Origin of the sequence: uncultured Bacteroides sp. (assembly GCF_902472605.1) — a bacterium.
Taxonomy (GTDB): domain Bacteria; phylum Bacteroidota; class Bacteroidia; order Bacteroidales; family Bacteroidaceae; genus Phocaeicola.
In genome coordinates, this window is sequence record NZ_CABROP010000011.1 from 1 (window position 1) to 24,947 (window position 24,947).

19 protein-coding genes are annotated in these 24,947 nt (G+C 49.0%); 9 read left to right on the forward strand and 10 right to left on the reverse strand.

Annotation, left to right across the window (positions count from 1 at the left end; genetic code table 11):
- Positions 1 to 131 precede the first annotated feature (131 nt).
- The 6 genes from RDP42_RS04020 to RDP42_RS04045 all read right to left on the reverse strand — a co-directional run bounded on the left by RDP42_RS04020 (position 132) and on the right by RDP42_RS04045 (position 8,109).
- Complete coding sequence (locus tag RDP42_RS04020; RefSeq protein ID WP_308762636.1) at positions 132 to 1,463, reverse strand: MATE family efflux transporter; 1,332 nt, start codon at positions 1,461 to 1,463, stop codon at positions 132 to 134.
- Between the two features lie 115 nt (positions 1,464 to 1,578).
- A complete protein-coding gene (locus tag RDP42_RS04025) occupies positions 1,579 to 2,130 on the reverse strand; it encodes a 30S ribosomal protein S16 (protein WP_303912386.1) in 552 nt (183 codons plus the stop codon).
- Positions 2,131 to 2,237: 107 nt separating this feature from the next.
- On the reverse strand, positions 2,238 to 3,077 hold the full coding sequence (locus RDP42_RS04030) for an alpha/beta hydrolase (RefSeq protein WP_308762637.1): 840 nt from the start codon (positions 3,075 to 3,077) through the stop codon (positions 2,238 to 2,240).
- 10 nt (positions 3,078 to 3,087) lie between these two features.
- Positions 3,088 to 5,076: an OPT family oligopeptide transporter gene (locus RDP42_RS04035; RefSeq protein ID WP_308762638.1), complete on the reverse strand. Its 1,989-nt coding sequence runs from the start codon at positions 5,074 to 5,076 to the stop codon at positions 3,088 to 3,090.
- Between the two features lie 315 nt (positions 5,077 to 5,391).
- Positions 5,392 to 5,796, reverse strand: a complete 405-nt coding sequence (locus tag RDP42_RS04040) for a DUF1573 domain-containing protein (protein WP_204475733.1) — start codon at positions 5,794 to 5,796, stop codon at positions 5,392 to 5,394.
- Positions 5,797 to 5,898: 102 nt separating this feature from the next.
- A complete protein-coding gene (locus RDP42_RS04045) occupies positions 5,899 to 8,109 on the reverse strand; it encodes a RelA/SpoT family protein (RefSeq protein WP_308762639.1) in 2,211 nt (736 codons plus the stop codon).
- Positions 8,110 to 8,241: 132 nt separating this feature from the next.
- Between RDP42_RS04045 and RDP42_RS04050 the strand changes: the two genes are divergently transcribed.
- Positions 8,242 to 9,765 carry a DUF4301 family protein gene (locus RDP42_RS04050; protein ID WP_308762640.1) on the forward strand — a complete coding sequence of 508 codons (1,524 nt, stop codon included), beginning with the start codon at positions 8,242 to 8,244 and terminating at the stop codon, positions 9,763 to 9,765.
- Between the two features lie 89 nt (positions 9,766 to 9,854).
- On the opposite strand, the gene RDP42_RS04055 is transcribed toward RDP42_RS04050, so the two are convergent.
- Positions 9,855 to 10,772: a helix-turn-helix domain-containing protein gene (locus RDP42_RS04055; protein ID WP_308762641.1), complete on the reverse strand. Its 918-nt coding sequence runs from the start codon at positions 10,770 to 10,772 to the stop codon at positions 9,855 to 9,857.
- Positions 10,773 to 10,982: 210 nt separating this feature from the next.
- On the opposite strand from RDP42_RS04055, the gene RDP42_RS04060 reads away from it, so the two are divergent.
- The 5 genes from RDP42_RS04060 (at position 10,983) to RDP42_RS04080 (ending at position 17,896) form a co-directional block, all read left to right on the forward strand.
- Entirely contained in the window at positions 10,983 to 12,008 is a 1,026-nt protein-coding gene (locus RDP42_RS04060; RefSeq protein WP_308762642.1) for an efflux RND transporter periplasmic adaptor subunit, read from the forward strand.
- A gap of 13 nt (positions 12,009 to 12,021) precedes the next feature.
- Complete coding sequence (locus tag RDP42_RS04065) at positions 12,022 to 15,111, forward strand: efflux RND transporter permease subunit (RefSeq protein WP_308762643.1); 3,090 nt, start codon at positions 12,022 to 12,024, stop codon at positions 15,109 to 15,111.
- 36 nt (positions 15,112 to 15,147) lie between these two features.
- Positions 15,148 to 16,437 carry a TolC family protein gene (locus RDP42_RS04070; protein ID WP_308762644.1) on the forward strand — a complete coding sequence of 430 codons (1,290 nt, stop codon included), beginning with the start codon at positions 15,148 to 15,150 and terminating at the stop codon, positions 16,435 to 16,437.
- A 551-nt stretch (positions 16,438 to 16,988) separates the two neighbouring features.
- On the forward strand, positions 16,989 to 17,267 hold the full coding sequence (locus tag RDP42_RS04075) for a LysO family transporter (RefSeq protein WP_072543019.1): 279 nt from the start codon (positions 16,989 to 16,991) through the stop codon (positions 17,265 to 17,267).
- Positions 17,264 to 17,896, forward strand: coding sequence for a lysine exporter LysO family protein (locus RDP42_RS04080; RefSeq protein ID WP_308762645.1), 633 nt, complete (start codon positions 17,264 to 17,266; stop codon positions 17,894 to 17,896). The genes RDP42_RS04075 and RDP42_RS04080 overlap by 4 nt, the downstream gene beginning before the upstream one ends.
- A gap of 53 nt (positions 17,897 to 17,949) precedes the next feature.
- Here the strand turns inward: RDP42_RS04080 and RDP42_RS04085 are convergent, their stop codons facing one another.
- Complete coding sequence (locus RDP42_RS04085; protein ID WP_308762646.1) at positions 17,950 to 18,447, reverse strand: GNAT family N-acetyltransferase; 498 nt, start codon at positions 18,445 to 18,447, stop codon at positions 17,950 to 17,952.
- Between the two features lie 170 nt (positions 18,448 to 18,617).
- On the opposite strand from RDP42_RS04085, the gene RDP42_RS04090 reads away from it, so the two are divergent.
- The 3 genes from RDP42_RS04090 (at position 18,618) to dnaK (ending at position 22,153) form a co-directional block, all read left to right on the forward strand.
- The gene (locus tag RDP42_RS04090) at positions 18,618 to 18,947 is read left to right on the forward strand and encodes a PadR family transcriptional regulator (protein WP_072543016.1); all 330 of its coding nucleotides are present in this window, start codon (positions 18,618 to 18,620) and stop codon (positions 18,945 to 18,947) included.
- Positions 18,948 to 18,959: 12 nt separating this feature from the next.
- Positions 18,960 to 20,039 (forward strand): PspC domain-containing protein, encoded by a 1,080-nt coding sequence (locus RDP42_RS04095; protein ID WP_308762647.1) that lies wholly within the window; start codon positions 18,960 to 18,962, stop codon positions 20,037 to 20,039.
- Between the two features lie 191 nt (positions 20,040 to 20,230).
- A complete protein-coding gene (dnaK, locus tag RDP42_RS04100; protein ID WP_072543014.1) occupies positions 20,231 to 22,153 on the forward strand; it encodes a molecular chaperone DnaK in 1,923 nt (640 codons plus the stop codon).
- Positions 22,154 to 22,261: 108 nt separating this feature from the next.
- Here the strand turns inward: dnaK and RDP42_RS04105 are convergent, their stop codons facing one another.
- Both RDP42_RS04105 and RDP42_RS04110 read right to left on the reverse strand, forming a co-directional pair.
- Positions 22,262 to 22,666, reverse strand: coding sequence for a hypothetical protein (locus tag RDP42_RS04105; RefSeq protein ID WP_308762648.1), 405 nt, complete (start codon positions 22,664 to 22,666; stop codon positions 22,262 to 22,264).
- 253 nt (positions 22,667 to 22,919) lie between these two features.
- Complete coding sequence (locus tag RDP42_RS04110; protein WP_308762649.1) at positions 22,920 to 24,887, reverse strand: family 20 glycosylhydrolase; 1,968 nt, start codon at positions 24,885 to 24,887, stop codon at positions 22,920 to 22,922.
- Between the last annotated feature and the right edge of the window lie 60 nt (positions 24,888 to 24,947).

Below are 24,947 nucleotides of genomic sequence, written 5' to 3' on the forward strand. Positions count from 1 at the left end.
GACCATAATCATTTCATATGCCATCTTATTTTGGGGACATTTACTGAATATCCCCAACTAATCCACAATGCTTTGTGTGTGAGTTAGTTGGCTGACTTTATAACATTTAATGAGTAGCCTTTTTTATATCCTTAAATTTGTTTCCTTTGCCAACTTCCTTTTTTCAGGTAAATATAACTCAGTAGGCCGATGGCTCCGGCATATACATGTTCGGAGAACCAGCAGACGGCTACGTTCATCCTAAGAATCAGGATGATGAGGACGATGAAAATCAGGTAGCAGCTCAGGGCAATCATCTCCAGCAAGAAAGCGGCCCGGGTATCACCTGTGCCCGATACAGACTGGAAGAAAATGAATCCGGCACACTGGAAGAGGTAGCTGGAACAGAGTACCCAAAGCGTAGGGACGGCAGCATCCACTAAGTCGGGCATATCGGTGTAGATACGGAGTACATACGTGGGCAGACAGGCTATCAGCAGGATGACGGGCCAGACAATGTAGGTGCAGAGCCGTACGTGTTGCCGGATGGTCGGCATGACGTAGCGGGCTTCTCCGGCCCCAATCAGGTTGCTGACCAGAGCGCTGCAGGTGGAGGCAAAAGCCGTAATGGTCATGAACGGCACGCTCGACACGTTTCGCACGATGTTGGTGATGGCCAATGAACGTTCGCCCAAATGCTCGATGAAGATGAAGAACAGAAACCAGGTGCTGATGGATACCGCATTTTGTATCATGGTCCATAGCGATACGCCCATGATGCGTTTTAACTCTGTCCATTGGAAGCTCACCAGTTGGTTCAGTCCGTATTTAGTGCAATCTACTCGTCGGGTGGTGTAGATAATGAAAAAGAGCATGGACACCAGTTCGGCCAGTGAAGAGCCGATGGCCGCCCCGGCAATGCCCAATGCTGGAAATCCTAATTTCCCGAATACCAGAATATAATTGAATACCACGTTCGATGTCACCATGACAATGGAGTTGAGCGTGAGGGTCTTGGTTTGGGTGGTGCCCACAAAGAAGGCCCGGAACATGATGGCCACGAACGAGAAGAAAAATCCGAATACCCGCCAGTTGATGTAGCTCACGGCCGCCTCACAGACGCGGGGAGACGCTACCACGTGCGACAAGATCCAGGGAGAAAACAGTTGAGACAGGGTGAACATGACCAAGGCCATGGCCAGCAGGAAATAAATGCCCTGGTAGAAGATGGAACCGATTTTCCGGAAATTGCCTTCCCCGTTGCGACGGGCAATCAGAATCTGTGAACCGATGCTGAACCCGAATCCTAACATGAAGATGGCCAGGTAATATACGCCCGCAATGGCCGAGGCCCCCAGTTCCACTTCGCCTACACGTCCCATAAAAGCTGTATCGGTCATGCCGATAAGCTGTTCCATGAGCAGGCTGATCAGGATGGGGTAGGCCACCTTCCATATTTCGCGGTTGGTATATTTTGTATGCATAAAAACGAGTATTGGATGATTGGGGAATGCGGTGCAAAGATACGACAATTCTGTACAAAAAAAGACCATCCTTTTGCAAGGACAGTCTTTTGTTTGTCTTTTTCTGAAAGAAGAATTATGCTTCAGCAGGAGCTTCAGTTGCAGCTTCTTCAGCAGGAGCAGCTTCTGCGTTGGCAGCAGCTTCAGCCTCAGCTTTTGCAGCAGCTTCAGCAGCTTTCTTTTCAGCTACCTTCTTAGCGATTTCTTCGTTTACTTTCTTTTCAGCTTCCAGACGTGCTTTAGCTTCAGCTTTCTTAGCTTCTTCTTCTTTAGCTTTCAAAGCAGCCAGACCTGACTGTTTGTTTTCTTTCCAAGCGTTGAATTTAGCTTCAGCCTGTGCTTCATCGAATGCGCCTTTAGCTACACCGCCCAGCAGGTGTTTCTTCATGTATACACCTTCACGAGACAGGATGTTGCGTACTGTGTCAGTAGGCTGTGCACCTACCAATACCCAGTGTAATGCACGTTCAAAATTCAAATCTACTGTGGCAGGATTGGTGTTCGGATTGTAAGTACCAATTTTTTCAGTAAATCTACCATCACGTGGTGCTCTTGCGTCTGCAATAACAATTGAATAGAACGCATATCCTTTGCGTCCGTTTCTTTGCAATCTGATTTTAGTTGCCATTTTTCTTAATTAGTTTTTTAATGTAAATGATTTGAATTATGCTAATAACCCGTATTAGCGGGTGCAAAGGTACAACTTTTCTTTTGTTCTACAAATAGTTGCGCAAATTATTTATTGATTTCACGCAGCCATTTCTCGAGTTCGCCCGTCCATTGGCGTTTATAGGGGAAACTGTCGTTGTATCCCCAGCCGTGTCCTCCCACCGGATAGATGTGCAGGCTGGCAGAGACCTTCTGCTTGACGAGGGCGGTATAGTAGTTCACGCTGTTGGCCACAGGCACTACCGTGTCGTCGCTGCTGTGCAGAATGAAGGCCGGTGGGGTTTGTGGAGTAACCTGTAGTTCGTTGGAATATTTCTGTTCCAATTCCTTCGATGGATTCTTGCCTAACAAATCATCATGAGAGCCCATGTGTGTATAGCTCGGGTCCATGGTGATGACCGGATAGAACAGAATCTGGAAATCCGGGCGGGTTTCCGTATCGGTGAAATGAGTGGCAGCCGTACTGGCCAGATGGCCTCCTGCCGATGACCCCATGATACCTAACTTCTTCACGTTCCATTCCGTGGCGTGCTGCCGCATGATGCGCAGGGCTTGCTGGGCATCGCTCAGCGGCACTTCGTGATGTCCGTTGGGCATGCGGTAGCGGAGTACGGCGTAGGTAATACCTTGGCTGTTGAACCAGGCGGCCATGTCGTGCCCTTCGTGTCCCATGGCCAACGTCCAGTATCCTCCTCCGGGACAGGCCACGATGGCCATTCCGTTACTTTTTTCTGCCGGATAGACGGTCAATACGGGTTCTTCCACGTAAAGCGGTCCATCTTTTACCTGTTGGGTCATTTCGTTGGTGTTCGGAGCACCATCGGGCCATATCTTGATTTCAATGCCTTTTTGGGCAAAGAGGTGGCTGGATACCAACAGCCACCCCATAAGCAGTAGTTTTTTCATGTGTCAGATGTTATTTTTTCAGTTTCATGCTGGCCTTGACCAAGTAGGCAATCAACAACAGATACACAATCAGTGATACCAGTTCACTCATCGGATTGCTCAGCCATTCTTCGTGGATGAGGTTGATGTTGCAATAGCGCATAATGGCACTTACCACTCCCATCAGGGCACCTCCGGCAATGAATCCGGAAGCCAGCAGCGTACCTTTTTCACCACGTGCCGTGTTGACGGCTTCGTCCTTGCTGCGGGAAGTCACGTACCAGTTGATGGCACCACCCACCAGCAACGGGAGGTTCAGTTCCAAGGGAATGAACATACCCAGCGCGAAAGCCAGGGCAGGCACCTTGCAGAAGGTCAGTACCAGTGCCAGTACCGCACCGATGCCATAGAGCAGCCACGGGGCACCCACTCCGTTCATCAGCGGGTCGATGACAGCTGCCATGGCGTTGGCCTGTGGGGCAGCCAGTTGTCCGCTGGTGAATCCATACGAATCGTTCAGCACCATGATGACACCGCCTACGGTAGCTGCCGAAACCAGGGTGCCGAGGAACTTCCAGCTTTCCTGCTTCTTGGGTGTGCTACCCAGCCAGTAACCTATTTTCAAGTCGGTGATGAAACCACCGGCCATGGACAGTGCGGTGCAGACCACGCCACCCATCACCAGGGAAGCGACCATACCCGTAGCTCCTTTCAATCCTACGGCCACCATGATGACGGAAGCTAAAATCAAAGTCATCAGGGTCATACCCGATACCGGGTTCGTACCAACGATGGCGATGGCATTGGCCGCCACGGTGGTGAAGAGGAAGGAAATTCCGGCTACCAGCAGAATGGCTACGATGGTATGCAGGAGGTTACCTTGCATCACGTCGAAATAGAAGAAGAGTACCACGAGCAGCAAGGTGAACAAAGAACCGAAGGCGATGATTTTCATGGACAGGTCTTTCTGTGTACGTTCCACTTTTTCTACCGTTTTCTTTCCTTTCATCTCATTGGCAGCCAGGCTGACTGCACTCTTGATGATACCCCATGAACGTACGATACCGATGATACCTGCCATGGCGATGCCTCCGATACCGATGCTCTTGGCATATTCCTTGAAGATAAGTTCGGGCGACATGTCTTTCACGGCCATGGTGATGTCCGGGTTCCAGGCATTCAGCACCTGGTCGCCCCAGAACAGGGAGATACCCGGCACGATGACCCACCATACCACCAGCGAACCGGCGCAGATGATGGCCGCATATTTCAATCCGACGATATAACCGAGTCCCAATACGGCAGCTCCCGTATTGATTTTGAATACCAGCTTGAATTTGTCGGCGACGGTTTCGCCCCATCCACAGATACGGCTTGTAAAGTTCTCGTTCCACCAGCCGAAGGTACCCACGATAAAGTCGTACAGACCGCCCACCAGTCCGGCAACCAGCAATGGTTTGGCCTGGTCGCCTCCTTTTTCACCCGACACGAGTACTTGGGTACTGGCCGTAGCTTCCGGGAAGGGATATTCGCCGTGTTTGTCTTTCACGAAATATTTACGGAAGGGAATCAGGAACAGAATGCCCAGCACACCGCCCAGCAGGGAGCTGATGAACATCTGCATGAAGTTGACCGTCATTTCCGGATATTTTTCCTGCAGGATGTAGAGGGCCGGCAGGGTAAAGATGGCTCCTGCCACGATGACACCCGAGCAGGCACCGATGGACTGGATCATGACGTTTTCACCCAGTGCGCCTTTGCGTTTAGTGGCACTGGAGATACCCACGGCGATGATGGCGATAGGGATGGCGGCTTCAAACACCTGTCCCACTTTCAGGCCCAGGTAAGCGGCGGCAGCTGAGAAGATGACGGCCATGACGAGTCCCCATGTCACAGACCAGAGGTTTACTTCAGGATACGTTTTCCCGGGCGACATGAGCGGTTCATACTTTTCCCCGGGTTTGAGCGGACGGAACGCGTTTTCTGGCAATCCCGTCGGTTTTTCTTGTGTCTCTTTCATGAATAATATTGCATTATGATTTGATTAATATTCTTTTGAGTGTCCAAAAGTAGTAAAAATCATTCATATTCATGCAAAAGGCACCTTATTTTTGCGCGTTGGAAAAACGCAAGTGCGTTTCAGATAAAACGCCTTTACGTTTCAACTTAAACGCAAGTGCGTTTGAAGTAAAACGTCCTTGCGTTTGGATCAAAACGCTTTGGCGTTTGAAACAAAACACAAGGACGTTTTTTGAACGGCTTTTGGGGCATAAAAAAACAGGAGAAACACCCCTTGGATGTCTCTCCTGAATGAGTATGAAAAACAATTGCTTTCTTATTTGTTTGCATCAGCCGATGCCGGAGTCATGTCTCCTTCCACTACCAAGCGGGTGATTTCGTTCTTGGAATTGGTACGAAGGGTGATGGTCTTGCGGAAATGTCCCGGAAATTTTCCGGCTCCGTTGTAAGTCACTGTCACTTCACCGCTTTCACCTGGTTTGATGGGCTCTTTCGGGTACTGGGGTACAGTACATCCGCAAGAAGCGATGGCCTGATGAATTACCAGCGGTCCGTCGCCTGTATTGGTGAATTTGAATTTGCAAGTCACTTTCGGGCTGTTTTCAGAGAAAGAGCCAAAGTTGTATGAAGTTTTTTCAAACGTAATCTGTGCCGTTCCCTGTGCGATGACGAACAGGATGTTCAGTACGCACAACAAAGTAGTAAATAAAATCTTTTTCATTTTCTTTTGTTTTAATCCTTACTCTTGACAACTTCGCAAAGATAGTGTTTTTATGCTAAAAGAATGTGTCCGTGCAGTTTTATTAACATACTTGAAGTGTTGTTATCGGTTCACCTGCTTCACTCCTTTCACGGTTTTTATCTTCTTGATCAGCGATTCCAGCTTGGTATTGTCGTCTACCGTCACGGTCAGCATGCCCGAGAACAGTCCGTCGTGCGAGTCAATGCTGATAGACCGCAGCAGGATGTTGTTTTCCTTATTGATGATGGACGTGATGTTGGTCACGATGCCGATATCGTCATGTCCGATGATACGGAGGGTGATGGGATACTGCTTTCCCTGGCTCTTCCCGGCCCAGCGTGCCTTGACGATACGGTAGGGGAAGCGGGAGCGCATTTCCTTGGCATTCGGACAGTCGCAACGGTGAATCTTGATACCTCCGTTGATGCTTACAAAGCCGAACACTTCGTCGCCGTAAATCGGGTTGCAGCATTTGGCCAGAGTGAAATCCAGTCCCTTCAGGTTCTGGTCGATGACCAGTACGTCGTCCTTGTAGTCCTTGGCATCAGTCGGCTGCTGGATGTTGAACGATTCCGCACTGCGGTAGCTGATTTCTTCGCGCTGCTCGGTCTCCTTCTTCTGCATGTCGAGGTACTTGTCGATGATGTCGTTCACATCAATCGACTCGTCGGCAATGCTTTGGTAGAAATCGGTTACGGTCTTGAAGCCCAGTTTCCGGATGAGGCGCATCAGGATGGCTTCATCGTATTCCATTTTCCGGTTCTTGAATTTCCGTTCCAGGGTTTCCTTGGCAAACTGGGTCTGTCGGGCTGCAATTTCTTTCAGTGCCTGACGTATCTTGTTGCGGGCTTTCGCCGTGGTGACGAAGGTCAGCCAGTCGCGTTTCGGCGTCTGGGTATTCGAGGTCATGATTTCCACCTGGTCGCCGCTGTTCAACTTCTGACGGAGCTGTACGTTCTTTCCGTTCACGCGGGCACCCGTACACCGGCATCCTAAGTTAGAGTGGATGGAGAAGGCAAAGTCGAGCACGGTGGCTCCCTGCGGCAGCTTGTACAAATCGCCTTTGGGAGTGAAGACGAACACCTCGTCTTTGTATAAGTCCAGCTTGAACTGGTCCATGGCATCCAGGTCGTTGTCGGAGTTTTCCAGGGTTTCCCGGATGGAGTTCAGCCATTCGTCCAGACCGCTTTCTCCCTTGATGCCTTTGTATCGCCAGTGAGCGGCAAGACCTTTTTCAGCAATCTCATCCATACGTTCCGTACGAATCTGTACTTCTACCCATTTTCCTTCTGGTCCCATGACGGTGATGTGCAAGGACTCGTATCCGTTGCTCTTCGGCACGGAAAGCCAGTCGCGCAGACGTTTGGGGTTAGGCAGGTACATATCGGTCACGATGGAGTAGGCCTGCCAGCATTCCTGTTTCTCCTTGTCGAGCGGAGAATCGAGGATGATACGGATGGCAAACAGGTCGTACACACCTTCGAAGGGGCATCCCTGCTTCTTCATCTTCTGGTAGATGGAGTGGATAGACTTGGTACGTCCCTTCATATGGAACTTAAGTCCGGCCTCTTCCAGTTTTTTCTTGATCGGTTCGATGAATGCGTCAATGTAGCGGTCGCGCGCCTGCTTGGTGGCATTCAGTTTCTCCTTTATATAATAGTACACGTCGTGTTGCGTGTATTTCAGTGATAAATCTTCCAGTTCCGATTTCAGTTTGTACAGTCCCAGTTTGTGTGCCAGCGGCGCATACAGATAAGCCGCTTCATTGGCCACTTCCAGTCGGGCTTCTTCGTTCGGACTGTCTTTGATTTGCCGCATCAGGTTCACACGGTCGGCAATGATGATCAGAATCACCCGCATGTCTTCGGCAAACGACAAAAGCAGGTTACGGAAGTTTTCTGATTCGACGATGGGACTCTTGGAATACAGTTCGTTGATTTTTACAAGCCCTCGGATAATGCCGGCCACGTCTTCTCCGTATTCCTCTTTGACAGACTCCAGGCTGCACAAGTTGTATTTCACAGACTCATGAAGCATGATGCCCAGAATCGAAGCTCGGCGCATACCGATTTCTTCAGCCACAATAACGGCTGTCTGCATGTCTTTGATGATGGGGTTCATCTGGAAGACATTCCGAGGAATGGTTCCTTCCGACATGGCTTTTATGAGGTGGTTCTTCAGTTTGCGGCAGTCATCTTTTTGTAACGTGTCTTTTGACAGCAATAACAATCTTTTGTAAAGCTGTATCAGTTGTTTGTGCTCTTCCGGCGTGAAAAATTCATTGTTCTCCATAATGCCTCGTTTTGTTGTTTGTGGGTAAAGTTACTTTTTTTTCATCGATATGGTGCATTCTTACCGTATTTTTTCTATTTTTGAGCATGATTCTGAATAAAGGAAGAATATTCATTACCTAAATAAAACAATATGTTAACACACGAAGACAAAGAATTGTTGGCCAAGAAAGGCATTTCGGAAGAGAAAATTGCCGAACAGTTGGCTTGTTTTGAAAAGGGTTTTCCGTATTTGAAATTGTCAGCAGCGGCTTCTGTAGAAAACGGAGGCATCATGAAAGCCGAGGACAAAGATGTGGAACGGTATCTTGCGGCATGGGATGCTTACAAAGATGGAGATAAGAAGATTGTCAAGTTTGTGCCGGCTTCAGGGGCTGCCAGCCGTATGTTCAAGAATATGTTTGAATTCTTAGGGGCGGATTACGACAAACCGACAACGGATTTCGAGAAGAAGTTCTTCGACCATATTCATGACTTTGCATTCTATAACGACTTGAATGCGGCTTGCATGGATAATACGGGCAAGAACATCGATGCTTTGTTGTCGGAACAGAACTACAAAGCCATTGTATCCAACCTGTTGGAAGCTGCCGGTCTGAACTACGGTGCCCTGCCGAAGGGATTGCTCAAGTTCCACCGCTATGCCGATGGCGTGCGTACTCCGTTGGAAGAACATCTGGTAGAAGGTGCGTTGTATGCAGCCGGAAAGACAGGTGAAGTGAACGTACATTTCACAGTATCTACCGAACACCGGGCTTTGTTTGAAAAACTGGTGGCTGCCAAGGTGGGTGAATATGAGGCGAAATATGGTACAAAATTCCATATCAGTTTCTCAGAACAGAAACCGAGTACCGATACGGTAGCAGCCGATATGGACAACAAACCTTTCCGCGACAAAGACGGCAAGCTGTTGTTCCGTCCGGGTGGTCACGGGGCTTTGATTGAGAACTTGAATGATTTGGATGCCGATATCGTATTCATCAAGAATATTGATAACGTGGTGCCCGACCGTCTGAAGGCGGACACTGTGACTTACAAGAAATTGCTGGCCGGTGTACTGGTCACTTTGCAGAAACAGGCCTTCGAATATTTGGAACTGTTAGACAGCGGTCACTATAGCCACGAACAGCTGGAAACCATCATTCGTTTTGTACAGCAGCAGTTGCGTTGCCGCAGAACCGACCTGAAAGAACTGGAAGATGCCGATTTGGTAATCTATCTGCGTAAGAAACTGAACCGTCCGATGCGTGTGTGCGGTATGGTGAAGAATGTGGGCGAACCGGGCGGCGGTCCGTTCCTGGCTTACAATCCGGATGGAACCATCTCTCTCCAGATTCTGGAAAGCTCACAGATTGACATGAAAGATCCGGAAAAGAAGGCCATGTTCGAGAAGGGTACCCACTTCAATCCGGTGGATTTGGTATGCGCCATCCGCGATTACAAAGGAAACAAGTTTAACTTGCTGGAACACGTGGACAAGGCTACCGGTTTCATCTCTTACAAGTCGAAGAACGGAAAGGACTTGAAAGCCCTCGAATTGCCGGGTTTGTGGAACGGTTCCATGAGCGACTGGAACACGGTATTCGTAGAAGTACCGTTGAGTACCTTCAATCCGGTAAAGACCGTGAACGATTTGTTGCGTGAACAGCATCAGTAAGTAGTGATTGACTGAATCATAAAAAAAGTCCGCTTGTCTGCATAAGACGGGCGGACTTTTTTGTCTTCATGTATACCGATTTTCTATTTTTACTGCGCCTCTTCGTTTTGCAGCGACAGCTTTTCCCGGTATTCTTTGGGAGAGATACCTAAGTTCCTTTTCACGTATTTGCCGAAGAACGACAGCGTGGCGAAATTCAGTTCGTTGGCAATTTCCTTGATGCTCTTTTCGGGGCGTCTCAGTAAGTATTCCACATCTTTCATGACGTAGCTGGTAATCAGGTCGGAGGCGGTTTCCCCGGAATTTTCCTTGCAGATGGACGACAGGTATTTGGGGGTAACAAACAGCCGGCTGGCATAGTAGCTCACGGCGCGTTCCTTGGGGTAGGACGAAATCAGCAGTTCGATGAAAGCATTGAACAAGTTGCTGGAGGAATTGAAGCTGGTGGGACGCAGCTGGATATATTTTTCCAATGCATCCTGAAACTCATAAATGAATGCTTGCAGGAGGGAGTTGATGAGTTCTCTCTGGTGGCGATGGGGAGCTCCGGTCAGTTTGGAATACAATAGGTTGTAGTATTGATAAAAAAGCTGACTTTCTTCTTCATTGAGCGACATAATGGGATGCTGTTCCAGATACAACCGTGAACACCAGTTGCTGGTGGAAGATGACATGACAAAGATACGTTTGGCATATTCAGAGGAAAGACAGAATCCATAGCAAATAAAGTCTTTGTCTACGGTTCCGTGTTTGAGTAAAGTCTGCGGATGACATATCAGCAGGTCATTGGGACGTATATCATAAGATTGGTTATTGATGGACAGGGAGGCTGTCCCTTTTTGGCACAGGATGGCTAAAAAGAACCCGGCTCTTATCATTGAGGTTGATTTGTTTCCATTCTGTTCGCTTGTTTGGTTCATTCTGATAATTTCTTCGTCCTTGTAGGCAGCTACTTTCTCCATAATTTCGATGCTGGACATCCTGATAAGTTCGATTTCCTTTTCCATAACTCCTTTAGTTCTGATTCGGATGCAAATGAACAGAATGTTTTCCATTTATTAGTGTTCTATTTTTCTTTAGGAATATTCTATTCGGCGTATTTCATGGGGGGACGGAAAAATGGAACACTTCTAAGGTGTTCTATCTATCCTATGTAGTGTGTAATGCCTTTTTCTTTGCGCTCACAAATCGTAGACATACTAAATAGGATAAGATTTATGAAAGAATTGCATTGGATGGCCATAGGCTCATTGGTGGTCTTGATGTCAGGATGCGGAAGCAGAGAGCAGGCTTCGCAGCAGGTGGAACCTGTAAAGGTAAAGGTCATGACCGTAGCGTCATCAGTTCGGAATGAAACCGTCCGTTTTTCGGGTACGGTACAAGAGGAAAACGGGAGCGCGTTGAGTTTTCCGCTGATGGGAAGAGTGAAGTCGGTACAGGTGGATTTAGGAAGCCGGGTGCGGCAGGGACAGTTGCTGGCTACTTTGGACGAAGCGTCCGTAGAAAGCACGTATCAGGCGGCAAAGGCGGCCTTGAAGCAGGCGGAAGATGCCTACCGGCGTATGAAGGAGCTGCATGAAAAAGGAAGTCTGGCCGACATGAAGTGGGTAGAAGTGCAGAGTAAGTTGCAGCAGGCCCAGTCCATGGAGGCAGTGGCCCGGAAGAACCTGACAGACTGTCGGCTGGTGGCTCCGTTTGCCGGGGTGATTGCCGAAAAGAACCTGGAAGTAGGGCAGAATGTAGTGCCCGGGGTACAGGTTATGAAGCTGGTGTCCGACGATCGTCTGAAAGTACGGATTGCCGTGCCGGAAACGGAAATCATGCACGTAACGAAAGGTCAGAAAGCAGTAATAGAGGCTCCTGTGTTGAACGGCAGACAGGTAGAAGGGGTGGTGATGGAGAAAGGTATCCAGGCCAATCCGCTGTCACGGTCGTACGAGGTGAACATCGGTATTCAGACGCCGCACACGGGCTTGCTTCCCGGTATGGTGACGGAGGTATGGCTGCAGGATGCCGACAAAAGTCAGGCCTGCGTACTTCCTGCCAGCGTGATTCAGCTGGATGAAAGCAACCACTATTTCGTGTGGGTGAAGGGGGCAGACGGCAAAGCCTCCAAGCGCGTGGTGACGTGTGGCAAGTTCACGGCAAGCGGAGTAACGGTGGTGGCCGGATTGAGTGAAGGAGAGGAAGTGATTGTGGAAGGCCAGCAGAAGGTGTGTGAAGGCACGCCGTTGGCTATATAAATAGGTTAAGCACATGGAAAAGAAACGGAACATAGTAGAGTGGGCCATGCATTATCGCCAGATTGTGATACTGGTGACATGCTGCCTGGTGGCATTCGGTATATACAGTCTGCCGCAGATGCAGAAAAATGAGTTCCCGGATTTTACCATACGACAGGGAATGGTGATTGCCGTGGCTCCCGGGAACACGGTCAATGAGATGGTGGAACAGGTGACGAAGCCATTGGAAAACTATATCTTTACCTACAAGGAGGTGAAGAAGGAGAAGACTTTTTCGACCACCCGCGACGGAATTGTCTTTGTGCAGGTGGAACTGAACGACGACCTGAACAACAAGGATGAGTTCTGGAGCAAGTTCAAGCACGGAGTGGCCGCGTTCAAGTCGGAGCTGCCGCCGAATGTGCTGGCCGTGCAGGTGATGGATGATTTCGGCGATACCTCGGCGTTGCTGATTACCATGGAGAGCAAGGACAAGACCTATCGGGAACTGTCGGACTACATGGACGAACTGGAAAACCGCTTGCGCCGTATCCCCAGTGTGGGCCGTTTGAGTGTGAGCGGAGAAAGGCAGGAGCAGATTTCCATTTACCTGGATCCCGAACGCCTTTCGCATTACGGGCTGAATGAACAGCTCATCGCCGGACAGTTGTTCGCCAAGGGCTTTGTGACCACCGGCGGACGCATACAGACTCCTGAGTATGTCTTGCCGGTACACGTGGAGAAGACGTTCAACACGCTCTACGACGTGCAGCAGCAGATTGTGTACAGCGACCCCTCGGGCAATGTGGTACGCCTGCAGGATGTAGCCCGCGTGGTGAAGGAATACCCTCATGCCGACAGTTACATCAAGAACAACGGCACGAAATGCATCTTGCTGAGTGTGGAAATGAAAAAAGGCAAGAACATCGTGCAGATGGGCGATGATATTAACCAGGTGCTGGAAGAGTTCAAGAAGGAACTGCCTTCGGAAGTCAATATGTACCGCATCACGGACCAGGCACAGGTGGTGGGCGACAGTGTCTATGACTTTTTGCGCGAGCTGGTCATTGCCATTGTGGCCGTGGTGATTGTGGTGATGCTGCTGTTGCCGCTTCGGGTAGCACTGGTGGCTGCTTCCACCATTCCGATTACCATCTTTATTTCGTTGGGGCTTTTTTATGCCTTTGGCATCGAACTGAACACCGTGACGCTGGCGGCCCTGATTGTGACCTTGGGAATGATTGTGGACAATTCCATCGTCATTATCGACAGCTACCTGGAGAAAATCGGAGAAGGGATGTCGCGCTGGCATGCATCCATTTACAGTGCCACGCATTTCTTCAAATCCATCTTCTCGGCTACGCTGGCCATCAGTATCACGTTCTTCCCCTTCCTGATTGTGATTCCGGGCATGATACACGACTTCCTGCTGAGCTTCCCTTGGTCCATTACGCTGATTCTGAGCATCTCCCTGCTGGTAGCCATGCTGCTGGTACCGTTCATGCAGTTCTGGTTCATCCGGAAGCCGGTGCCTTCGCACAAAAAGGGATTCTCGTTCATGGAGTTTCTGCAGACCTATTACAACAAACTATTGGACAAATGTTTCGCTCATCCTTATATCACCCTGATGGGAGGGGTGGCTTCCGTCGTCATCGGTATCTTCCTGATGGGAAAACTGCCGCAGAAACTGATGCCGGCGGCCGACCGTAACCAGTTTGCCGTAGAGATTTATCTGCCTACAGGAACGGCGGTGGAAAAGACCGCCTGGGCGGCCGATACGATGGAACAGGTGTTCCGCAAGGACCCGAGGGTGGTCTCCGTCACTTCGTTTGTGGGTTGTTCTTCGCCCCGTTTCCATACGGCATACGCCCCTCAGTTAGGAGGAACCAACTATGCCCAGCTGATTGTGAACACCAAGGGCAACAAGGAAACCGAGGAACTGCTGGATGAATATTCTCCGCGTTACACCGATGCCTTCCCCGATGTGCGGGTAAGGTTCAAGCAAATCAGTTTCAGTCAGGCGGTTTATCCGATTGAGCTCCGTCTGAGTGGCGAGAACCTGGATTCATTGAAAACCGTAGCCGGAAAATACCTGAGCCTGTTGCGCCAGATGCCGGAAATACGGCTGGCACAGACCAATTTCAGTGAGCCGCAGACATCGGCCAAGGTGGTGCTGAAAGAAGATGAGGCTTCACGCCTGGGCATCCAGAACGCCCAGCTGGAAACCACGCTGGCCATGCGCTACGGCGACGGACTGAAGGTGGCCCACGTGTGGGAAGGCGATTATGACATTCCGGTAGCCCTGAAAAGCGAGAAAGCCGACTGTGCCGGTTTCTCCGACCTGGAAAACGAACTGATTCCGGTGTTGGGAGGTACGCAGGTGCCTTTGCGTCAGGTGGCAGAAGTCGTGCCCTCTGTGAAAGACGGGCAGCTGGTCCGCCGGAACGGAGTCTATACGATTACGGTGATGGCCGATGTGCGCCGGGATGTGAATGTGGCTTCCCTGACCAGCGTCATCAAGGAAAAACTGGCTTCTATCCCTTTGCCGGAGAAAGTGACACTGACTTACGGGGGTGACGACGAGCAGGACAACGAGAATCTTCCTCCCATCATGGGAGCGCTGGCCATTGCCGCCTTCATCATCTTCTTCATCCTGCTGGCCCATTTCCGGCGCATCAGCATTGCTCTGCTGATTTTTGCCAGCATGACGCTCTGCCTTTTCGGAACGGCTGTAGGTGTGCTGATTCAGGGGGTAGACTTTGGTGTGACCTGTACGCTGGGTATCATCAGCCTGATGGGTATCATTGTACGTAACGGCATTATCATGATTGACTATGCCGAAGAGTTGCGGGCTACGGAGAAACTCTGTGTGCGCGATGCCATTTACCATTCGGCCCGCCGCCGTATGCGGCCTATCTTCCTGACTTCGGCTGCGGCTTCCATGGGAGTCATCCCGATGATATTGGGCAAGAGCGGACTTTGGATGCCGATGGGTACGGTGATTTGCTACGGTACGCTGATTACCATGCTCTTCCTGCTGACGGTGCTTCCGGTGGCTTATCTGGTGATATTCAGGGGAAGTACTCGGAAACGTGCCCGGTTGGAAGCTTTGGAAAATGCCTGACGGGGCAATTAGGAATCAAGATAAAGAAGAATCATTATGAAAACGAATCGAAACAGAATCATAGCTTTTCTATTGATAGGTGGGGCGTGTGTGAATCTGGCCTTCGGGCAGAAAGCCTACACCCTGGATGAATGTATTCAGGCTGCCTTGACAAACAATGTGAAGATGAAGAATGCCCGTAACGAACTGGAAATGGCCCGACAGGACAAGAAGAAGGCGTTTACCAATTATTTTCCGAGTGTCATGGCGGCGGGTACCGGTCTTATGGCCGATAAAGGGCTGATGCAGATGGATCTGGCTCCGGACATGCACATGTCGATGCTTAAGAACGGAATTGCGGGAGGAGTGAGCGCCTCCCTGCCGCTCTTTACCGGCGGACAGATTGTCAACGGGAACCAGTTGGCCAAAGTGGGGGTAGAGGTGAAACGCCTGCAGCGGAACTTGTCCGACAACGAGGTGACGCTGACCACGGAACAGTATTTCTGGCGGGTGGTCACTCTGCAGGAGAAACTCAAGACTTTGGGCAAGGTGGAAACGCAACTGGAGCGTATCTTGCGCGATGTGGAGGCCTCGGTGGAGGCAGGCGTGGTGACACGCAACGATTTGTTGCAGGTGCAGCTTCGCCGGAACGAGACCAAGAGCAGCCGCCTGCAGCTGGAGAATGCGTTGTCCATTTCGCGGAACATGCTGGCGCAATATACGGGCCTTGGCTCCGATTCCCTGGCGGTGGCCTTTTCCATCGACGACCAGCTGCCTTCCCGTCCGGATAGTCTTTACTGCGACCCGGAGTCAGCTTTGGGACTGACCAGTGAATATGCGTTGTTGCAACAGAATGTGAAGGCCAGCCGTCTGCAATACAAGATGGAGTTGGGCAAGAATCTGCCTACGGTGGCCATTGGCGGAGGGTATGTGTATCATAACTTCTTGCCGGAAGACCAGCGCTTCTGGGTGGGGTTTGCCACGGTGACCGTTCCTCTGACTGGATGGTGGGGAGGCAGTCATGCCCTCAAGAAGGAGAAACTCCAGGTGAAGAACACAGAAAACCAGTTGGCCGACCAGGGAGAGCTGCTGGTTATCCGCATGAAAAATGCGTGGAACGGGGTGAATGAGGCCTACGAACAGATGAAGATTGCCCGTCTGTCCATTGAACAGGCCACAGAGAACCTGCGTTTGAACACCGATTATTACAAGTCGGGCACCTGTACGATGAGTGATTTGCTCGATGCGCAGACCTTGTTTCAGCAAAGCTGTGACAAATACGTGGAAAGTTACACGGATTATGAACTGAAAAAACGGGAATATCTGCAAGTCACGGGGCGCCGTTGATTGTTTTTTCTTGGTGCGAAAGGCCGTCTGGAAGTACTTCTGGCGGCCTTTTCTTATAAAATGTTGCATATTAATTGCATATTAATTTAAAATGGCTTACCTTTGCACCGTGATTCAGAACCTGAGGGAGCGGATGGGACCGCTTGCTTGCGAAGAGGTTCGTCACATAAAATAAAAAATCCCTTGGAGAAGAAAGACTGCCTTCGAGGTCTTTTTTATGTTTCCCATGAGGGAAACGTACGTTTTCCTATCGGGAAACTTATGTTTCTGGGAGCGGAAACGTACGTTTTCGGGCTGAAAAACATAGAAGGTGGGCAGAAGTTTTTCTTATATCATAGGGAGAGTTTGGAGAATAATAAAAGAGTAAAGTATGAAAGTGTACGGAGCACATAAGGTCATTCAGCGGAAAGCGGGTACGGCGATGTACCGGCTGTGCCTTTCACGTGCACATTGGTTCAGCGGATTCCTTCACGAAAGTTTGTAAGACAGGAAGTGGCGTCTTCCTGACGTGTGGTAGAAATTGCTTATAAACTTTTAATTTCGATTTTGTTATGTGGAGTATTATATTGACTGTCCTGGCAGGGGTTCTGTTGGGATATGTCCTTCGTACGTGTGATTTTTTGAAGAAAGTGAATCAAACCATTTCGGTCACCATTTGTCTGATGCTGTTTGTGTTGGGACTTTCCGTGGGCTATAACCCGTTGATTGTGAAGAATCTGGGCTCGTTCGGCGGACAGGCCCTGCTGCTCAGTGTGGCCGGCATTACGGGAAGCGTGCTGCTGGCACGGCTGGTGTATCTGTGGTTTTTCAAGGAAGGAGGTGAAAAATGAAAGGAAGTCTGTTGGTACTGTCCATGTTCTTCATGGGCTGTCTGTTAGGTTACGTGTGGAATGTGTCTGGTTGGGAAATGGGAGATATGCACCAGTTGTCGCTGTATATCCTGTATGCCCTGATGTTTCAGGTAGGTGTCAGCATTGGAGGAGGTGAAGATTTCAAGGCGCTGATCCACGGTTTCCGGTGGAAGATGCTGCTGATTCCCTTGGCTACGATTGGGGGAACCTTGTTATTCTCCGCCTTGGTCAGTGTGCTGCTGACCCGCTGGAGCGTGTTCGACTGTATGGCCATCGGTAGCGGATTGGGATATTACTCCCTGGCCTCCATTCTGATTGTGGAACTGAAAGCCCCGGTCATCGGGACACAGTTGGCCACGGAACTGGCTACCATCGCCCTCTTGACGAATGTCATCCGCGAACTTGTGGCGCTGGTGGGAGCCCCGCTGATTTGCAAGTATTTCGGGAAACTGGCCCCTATTTCGGTTGCCGGGGTGACCTCTGTCGATGTGGCCCTGCCCTCCATTATCCGGGTGGCCGGCAAGGAGGTGGTGCCGATAGCCATTTTCCATGGCATCCTGGTGGATATGTCCGTTCCGTTCTTCATCTCTTTGTTCTGCAAGCTGTAAGAACCTGATTCTTGCCCGCCGCGCAAAGAGATGAACAGAACGGGGCAGCCCGCTTAGATGTCCAGCCCCATGATGTAATCGTTCATATAATATCCGTTGCCGATGGGGAAGTCACCTTCGCGCACCTTCTTCATGCCCATGTGCTCATAAAATCCCAGTGCCGGATTGTGGCGGTTCACGTTCAGTTCCATCCGGCAAGGTTCCGGATGAAGTTCCTTGATGCCTTTGATGGCCTGCTGGAACAGTTGCCGTCCGAGTTTGTATTTTTGGAAGTAGGGGAGCACATAAATCTTCTGCAGGTGAAAGAGGTCGGGTCCTTCCTGCTGGATGGATACGTAGCCGGCCGGTTCGCATTCCTCGTAGGCGAGGTAGTAAATGTGGTGCTCCTTCTCCATCTGGTTTTTCAGGCTTTCGGCAGAATACATCCACTCCATCATGTAATCAATTTGTTCCGGGGTCAGAATCTTCTGGTATGTGACCGGAAAGGTCTGCTTGGCCAGTCCCCGGATAATCTCAATGTCTTCGATTGTCGCTTTTCTGATATTAAACATAGGCGTTTTGTTATAAAATAAGTGTGTTTTCTACAAAAGTACTTTTTCTTTCGATTGCTTTGCTTTTATGGAGATAGAATCTTGTTAAATGTTCTAAAATTATAATACCTTGCAATACATAGTATCTATATAAAGCCTATATTTGTGTCATACAAGATAAATGAGATGAAATGAATGTAGACAACGTAAAATCACAAATGCGCAAAGGAATGCTGGAATACTGCATCCTGCTGCTATTGCACCGGGAGTCTGCCTATTCGTCCGACATCATCCAGAAGCTGAAGGAGGCCCGGTTGATTGTGGTGGAAGGCACGCTCTATCCGTTGCTGACCCGTCTGAAGAACGACGGACTCCTGTCGTACGAGTGGGTGGAGTCTACCCAGGGACCTCCCCGCAAGTATTACGGACTGACTCCGGAAGGAGAGAATTTCCTGAAAGAACTGGAAAGCGCCTGGGATGGACTTTCTGATACGGTAAACCATTTAAGACAGAACATTTAAAACCTGCATGACATGAAAAAGACACTGACTGTAAATTTAGGAGGCACCGTATATCACATTGATGAAGATGCCTATATCCTGCTGGATAATTATTTGAATAACCTCCGCTATCATTTCCGCAAGGAAGAAGGGGCGGATGAGATTGTGCGCGACATGGAAGCCCGCATCGCCGAACTGTTTGACGAAGCCTTGCGCGGCGGCTTGCAGGTGATTACGATAAAAGAGGTGGAAGAGGTCATAGCCCGGATGGGCAAGCCTGAAGAGCTAAACGACGGGGAGGAGGAAAATGCATCCGCCTCGGGCGAGAAGGCTTATGGCACCGAATCGACGGGAACCAGCCGCCGTCTGTTCCGTAATCCGGACGACCGTGTCTTGGGTGGAGTTGTATCCGGTCTCGCGGCCTATTTTGGCTGGGACGTGACTTGGACCCGTATCGTCTTTATCCTGGCCGGTTTCCTGATTCATGGATTGATTCTAGCCTATCTGCTGGCCTGGATTATCATTCCACAGGCACGAACAGCTACGGAGAAATTGCAGATGCGGGGGGAGCCCATCAATGTGGAGAACATCGGCCGGACGGTGACCGATGGTTTTGAGAAAGTGAACGACTACGTACATTCCGGACGGCCCCGTTCGGCCTTGCATAAGTTGGGAAACGGGGTGGTGGCCGTGTTCGGTTTCTTGCTGAAACTGTGTCTGGTGCTGTTGTTGATTTGCTGCGCGCCTTTCCTACTGGTCGGTTTGGTGGTATTGTTTGCCTTGCTGATGGCTGCCACAGGGGTGATTGTCAACCTGCCTACCTTTATATATAATATCATACCTTGGGTAGACTGGAGCAGTGTGCATACCATTCCGGGTGTGATTGTCGGGCTGACCGTGTGCGGACTACTGGTGGTGGGTATCCCTATTGCCGGACTGATTCAGGCCGTCATGCAGTCGTTTGGAAGCTGGAAGCCCATGGGTACCTCCGCTAAAGTGGTGCTGGTGTTGTTGTGGATGGTGGCCCTGGCCATAGGAATCGTGTTGATTTTCCAAGTGCCTTTCCTGACGGAACCCCTTCTGAGTACTCCTCTTTGGGGAGAGTTCCTCTGATTTTGTCAGTCTCCATAGTGTGTCTGGAGACAAGAATGTCACATAAAACAGCCAAAATGGCAGTCCGTGTCAGAAAAAAATGCTGGCACGGACTTTTTTTTCTTCTGGCATGACATTTGTCTTTTATAGGGCGTAACGCTTCGGCGCTACAGAATTAACTGATTAGAAAATAATAAAAAATAGATACAATTATGGGAAAGATTATTGGTATTGACTTAGGAACAACAAACTCATGTGTTGCAGTATTCGAAGGTAACGAACCGGTGGTAATTGCCAACAGCGAAGGTAAACGTACCACTCCTTCAGTAGTAGGTTTCGTGGACGGCGGTGAACGTAAGGTAGGTGATCCTGCTAAACGTCAGGCTATCACAAACCCGAAACGTACGGTATATTCTATCAAACGTTTCATGGGTGAAACTTACGATCAGGTTCAGAAAGAAATTGCACGTGTACCTTACTCAGTAGTAAGAGGCGATAATAATACTCCGCGTGTAGACATCGACGGACGTCTGTATACTCCGCAGGAAATCTCAGCAATGATTCTTCAGAAAATGAAAAAGACTGCTGAAGATTATCTGGGACAGGAAGTTACAGAAGCTGTCATCACCGTTCCGGCATACTTCTCAGATTCTCAGCGTCAGGCTACTAAGGAAGCTGGTCAGATTGCAGGTCTGGATGTAAAACGTATTGTGAACGAACCGACTGCTGCCGCTCTGGCTTACGGTGTCGACAAATCTAACAAGGATATGAAGGTTGCCGTATTCGACCTTGGTGGTGGTACATTCGATATCTCTATCCTGGAATTCGGTGGCGGTGTATTCGAAGTTTTGTCAACTAACGGTGATACTCACCTGGGTGGTGATGATTTCGACCAGGTTATCATCGACTGGTTGGTACAGGAATTCAAGAATGATGAAGGTGCTGACTTGACAACTGATCCGATGGCTATGCAGCGTTTGAAAGAGGCTGCTGAAAAAGCTAAGATTGAATTGTCTTCTTCTACATCAACTGAAATCAACCTGCCGTACATCATGCCGGTGGCCGGTGTTCCTAAACACTTGGTTAAGACATTGACTCGTGCTAAATTCGAAGCTTTGGCTCACAACTTGATTCAGGCTTGTCTTGAACCATGTAAGAAAGCTATGAGCGATGCTGGTTTGAACAATGCAGATATCGATGAAGTCATCTTGGTTGGTGGTTCTTCACGTATCCCGGCTGTACAGAAACTGGTTGAAGACTTCTTCGGCAAAGTTCCTTCTAAGGGTGTAAATCCGGATGAAGTAGTAGCCGTAGGTGCTTGTATCCAGGGTGCCGTTTTGAACAAGGAAGCCGGTGTAGGTAACATCGTATTGCTGGATGTCACTCCGTTGACATTGGGTATTGAAACAATGGGTGGAGTAATGACCAAGCTGATTGATGCCAACACGACTATTCCGTGCAAGAAGAGTGAAGTCTTCTCTACTGCCGCTGATAACCAGACAGAAGTTACCATCCACGTATTGCAGGGTGAACGTCCGATGGCTGCTCAGAACAAGTCAATCGGTCAGTTCAACTTGACAGGTATCGCTCCGGCTCGTCGTGGTGTGCCTCAGATTGAAGTTACATTCGATATCGATGCCAACGGTATCTTGAAGGTATCTGCTAAGGATAAGGCTACGGGTAAGGAACAGGCCATCCGTATCGAAGCTTCGTCTGGTTTGAGCAAGGAAGAAATCGACCGTATGAAGGCTGAAGCTGAAGCTAACGCAGAAGCTGATAAGAAGGAAAAGGAACGTATCGACAAGCTGAACCAGGCAGATAGCTTGATCTTTACTACTGAAAATCAGTTGAAAGACCTTGGCGATAAGATTCCGGCCGACAAGAAAGCTCCTATCGAAGCTGCCCTTCAGAAACTGAAAGACGCTCACAAGGCTCAGGATTTGGCTGGTATCGATGCAGCAAGTGCTGAATTGCAGACCGCTTTCCAGGCTGCAAGTGCAGAAATGTACGCTCAGACCGGTGCACAGGGCGGTGCCCAGGCTGGTCCTAATGCAGGTCAGGCAAACAATGGTCAGAGTTCAAACAGCAAGAACAATGACAATGTACAGGATGCTGACTTCGAGGAAGTGAAATAATTATCGATAAACATCCATAAGAAAAGGTGTGGAACCCAAGTGGTTTCACACCTTTTTTCGTTTTTATTAGAATATGTATGCTATAGATAGTGCTTACTTTAATGGATCTTATTCCATAAACAATGTGACATCATGTCCTAAGTACTGTTCTTTTTCCTCTGGGCCAATGATGAAAAACGTAGCTTCTATTCTATCATTCCGTAAGTAACCGATGAAGCTAAGTATATAACTGTCGGTAGTTTCATTGGGTTTCAGTCTTTTTCCATAAGGATTTTTTATGACGATGGTGTCATTATTCATTTCATATTTTGATTTTCCTTTCAAAAGATATAACGTATTTTTGCTTTGGAAAGAAACTGAATCACTGCTTGTAAAGGTGAAGGAAAGACTCTGAGTACTAAAAGTTTTTCCTATAAGCCTCGTTGAGTTTTGTGTACTTTGATTTTCTGGTAAATCTTTAGAACAAGAAAAAATAAATGCACACAATGAAATAATTAATAGAGATTTTTTCATAATGTTCAGGTTGGTAAAAAATATGGTTCTTTATAGCCCTGGATTCTTGGTGATTCAAGGAACTTATTATTTTTATGATAACAAAATAATAGAAGAGAAGGTTCATTGCAAATTTACAAATGAATAGATGTTTATAATTTGGTTTATGATTTTAATAAAAAACTGTCTTAAAGTGAACCGCATCCCAAAAGTTTTGTATCTAACTTTTGGGGGGTAATTCACTTTGAGACAGCCTTACTTTTTTAGGATAGGATTAATGTTGCTTGTAATTATATACCTTCAAGTTGTTGATGCGACTGGAGAATTTTCCTGCCTGTTCCAATGGAAATACTAAAGTGCATGAGCGGTACATCTTGTCCTTTCCACCTTCATTATAGTATAAAGTCTGCTTGTCCAGTTCTTCTACCAACTTTCCGTTTACGTAGAGACGGGTAGACTGATTGTCGCCTTCAATGGCCAAGTTTGCTTTACCCGGTTTTACCCGATAGTCGAAAGTATAGAGGTAACCGTCGCGGGCATAACCTAACATACCGCTGAGTGGGTCTGACAGATAAAATACAGCATCGCGTGAACGGAACAGCTCGGTACCTTTAGTTTCATTGGTTCCTTCGATGTCAAAGCTTACGGTGTAATCATAGCCTATTTCGCGGTGTGGAGTCTTCATGTTCGGATATACAACATCTGTTTCATAAACCAGTTCTTTTCCGTTTCCGATACGCCCCAGAATATTCACTCCCGGAGCCTCGCTCAAAGTGATGCGTTTCTGGTTGAATTCAGTATAAGGCAGTTTGGTGTCCTTGCCGGTCCACATCTTTACCGCCATGGTCTGCATAGCCGGGAACGCGCGGTGGTGTACATCCTGCATGGAGATACCGTTACCCACATGGTCGTTCCATAAGGCAAACATACCGCCTAAAATGGCCGGATCCTTATCGTCAAACACCTCATCGCCCACTATGACCGGAGTCCAGTTCTCATACAGATACTGGTAGTTCAGATAGTCGTTGTAATAGCCTGCCTGAGGTACGATATAAACCAGTCCGTTAGGAATATTAATGATTTTATAGCCCAGCTTCTTCATCTCGTGTGGCTTTGAGAAGGCATTGTGCCAGACGTTTAGAATCACGTTGCTCGCCTTCACCGGAGTGTCGCCCTGTGCGTGAGTCAGCGCACCCCAGGCGCAGGCCTGCTTGCCATACTTCTCCACAAACTTGATATAATGGTCGGTAAAGGCACGGAACTGCTCCACTACCTTTTTGTCCTTGTTGGAATATTCGTCGGTACCGATATTCACCCGTTTGCCGCGGAACACCGGATTGTCGCCTTCAAGATATTCCTTGAACAGACCATCCATGAACTTGTAGGTTTCCGGATTGCCCAGGTCCAGATGGTCCATGCCATAAGTCTGGCTGCCAATTTCAGGCTTATAGTGTGTGAAAGCCAGGGAATGAGCTGGAGCATCAATTTCCGGAATGATTTCTACATAGTTGTTCTCGGCCAGTTTCTGTAGGTCGATGAACTCCTGCTTGGTGTAGTAACCGTCCTCGGCGGTCAGGCCCGGATAGGTGTCGCACTCCAGACGGAAGGCGGCATAGGTCTTGTTCCAGTCATTTTCGAAATACTGCTTGAAACCATTGTCGTTCAGGTGAAGCTGGAAGGTGTTCATCTTATAGTAAGCCATGAACTTCACATAATCGCGCAGAAAGTCGATGGTAAAGAACTTACGTGCACAGTCGAACATGAAGCCGCGCACGGCATAGCTCGGGAAGTCGCGTATACTGCCCTTGGCCAGACTGCGGGTGTCTGACTGCTCGGTCATCTGCAACAGGGTGCGGGTGGCCCAGAAAGCACCTGAAGTCTCTGGGGTGGAAATCAGTACGCGGTCGGTGATTCGGATGTCATAGCCTTCCTTTGGCATCTTGCGATCGGCCTTGAGCTGGAACACAAAGTCACCAGCGGCGGCCTTGCCGACTGATACCGGCATGCGTACTCCGAACATCTCCTCATAGTCGGCTGCAAAGGCCTCGGCTACACGGAGCAGCTCCGCCTCGCCCGAGATACATACAATTCTGGAAGCCGCCGTGGGTACAAACTGTCCGTCGCCACCTTTCCATTCCTTCAGTTCCGGAATGACGAAAGGCTTAGGGTTCTGTGCCCATACGGCACCCGACAGGCAGAACACACTGCATGCCAGCAAAACGATTCTTTTGATTTTTCTCATAATAGTATTTACAATCGTAGAATTAGTATATAAATAGTTTATAGAGTTTCTGATAAAGAT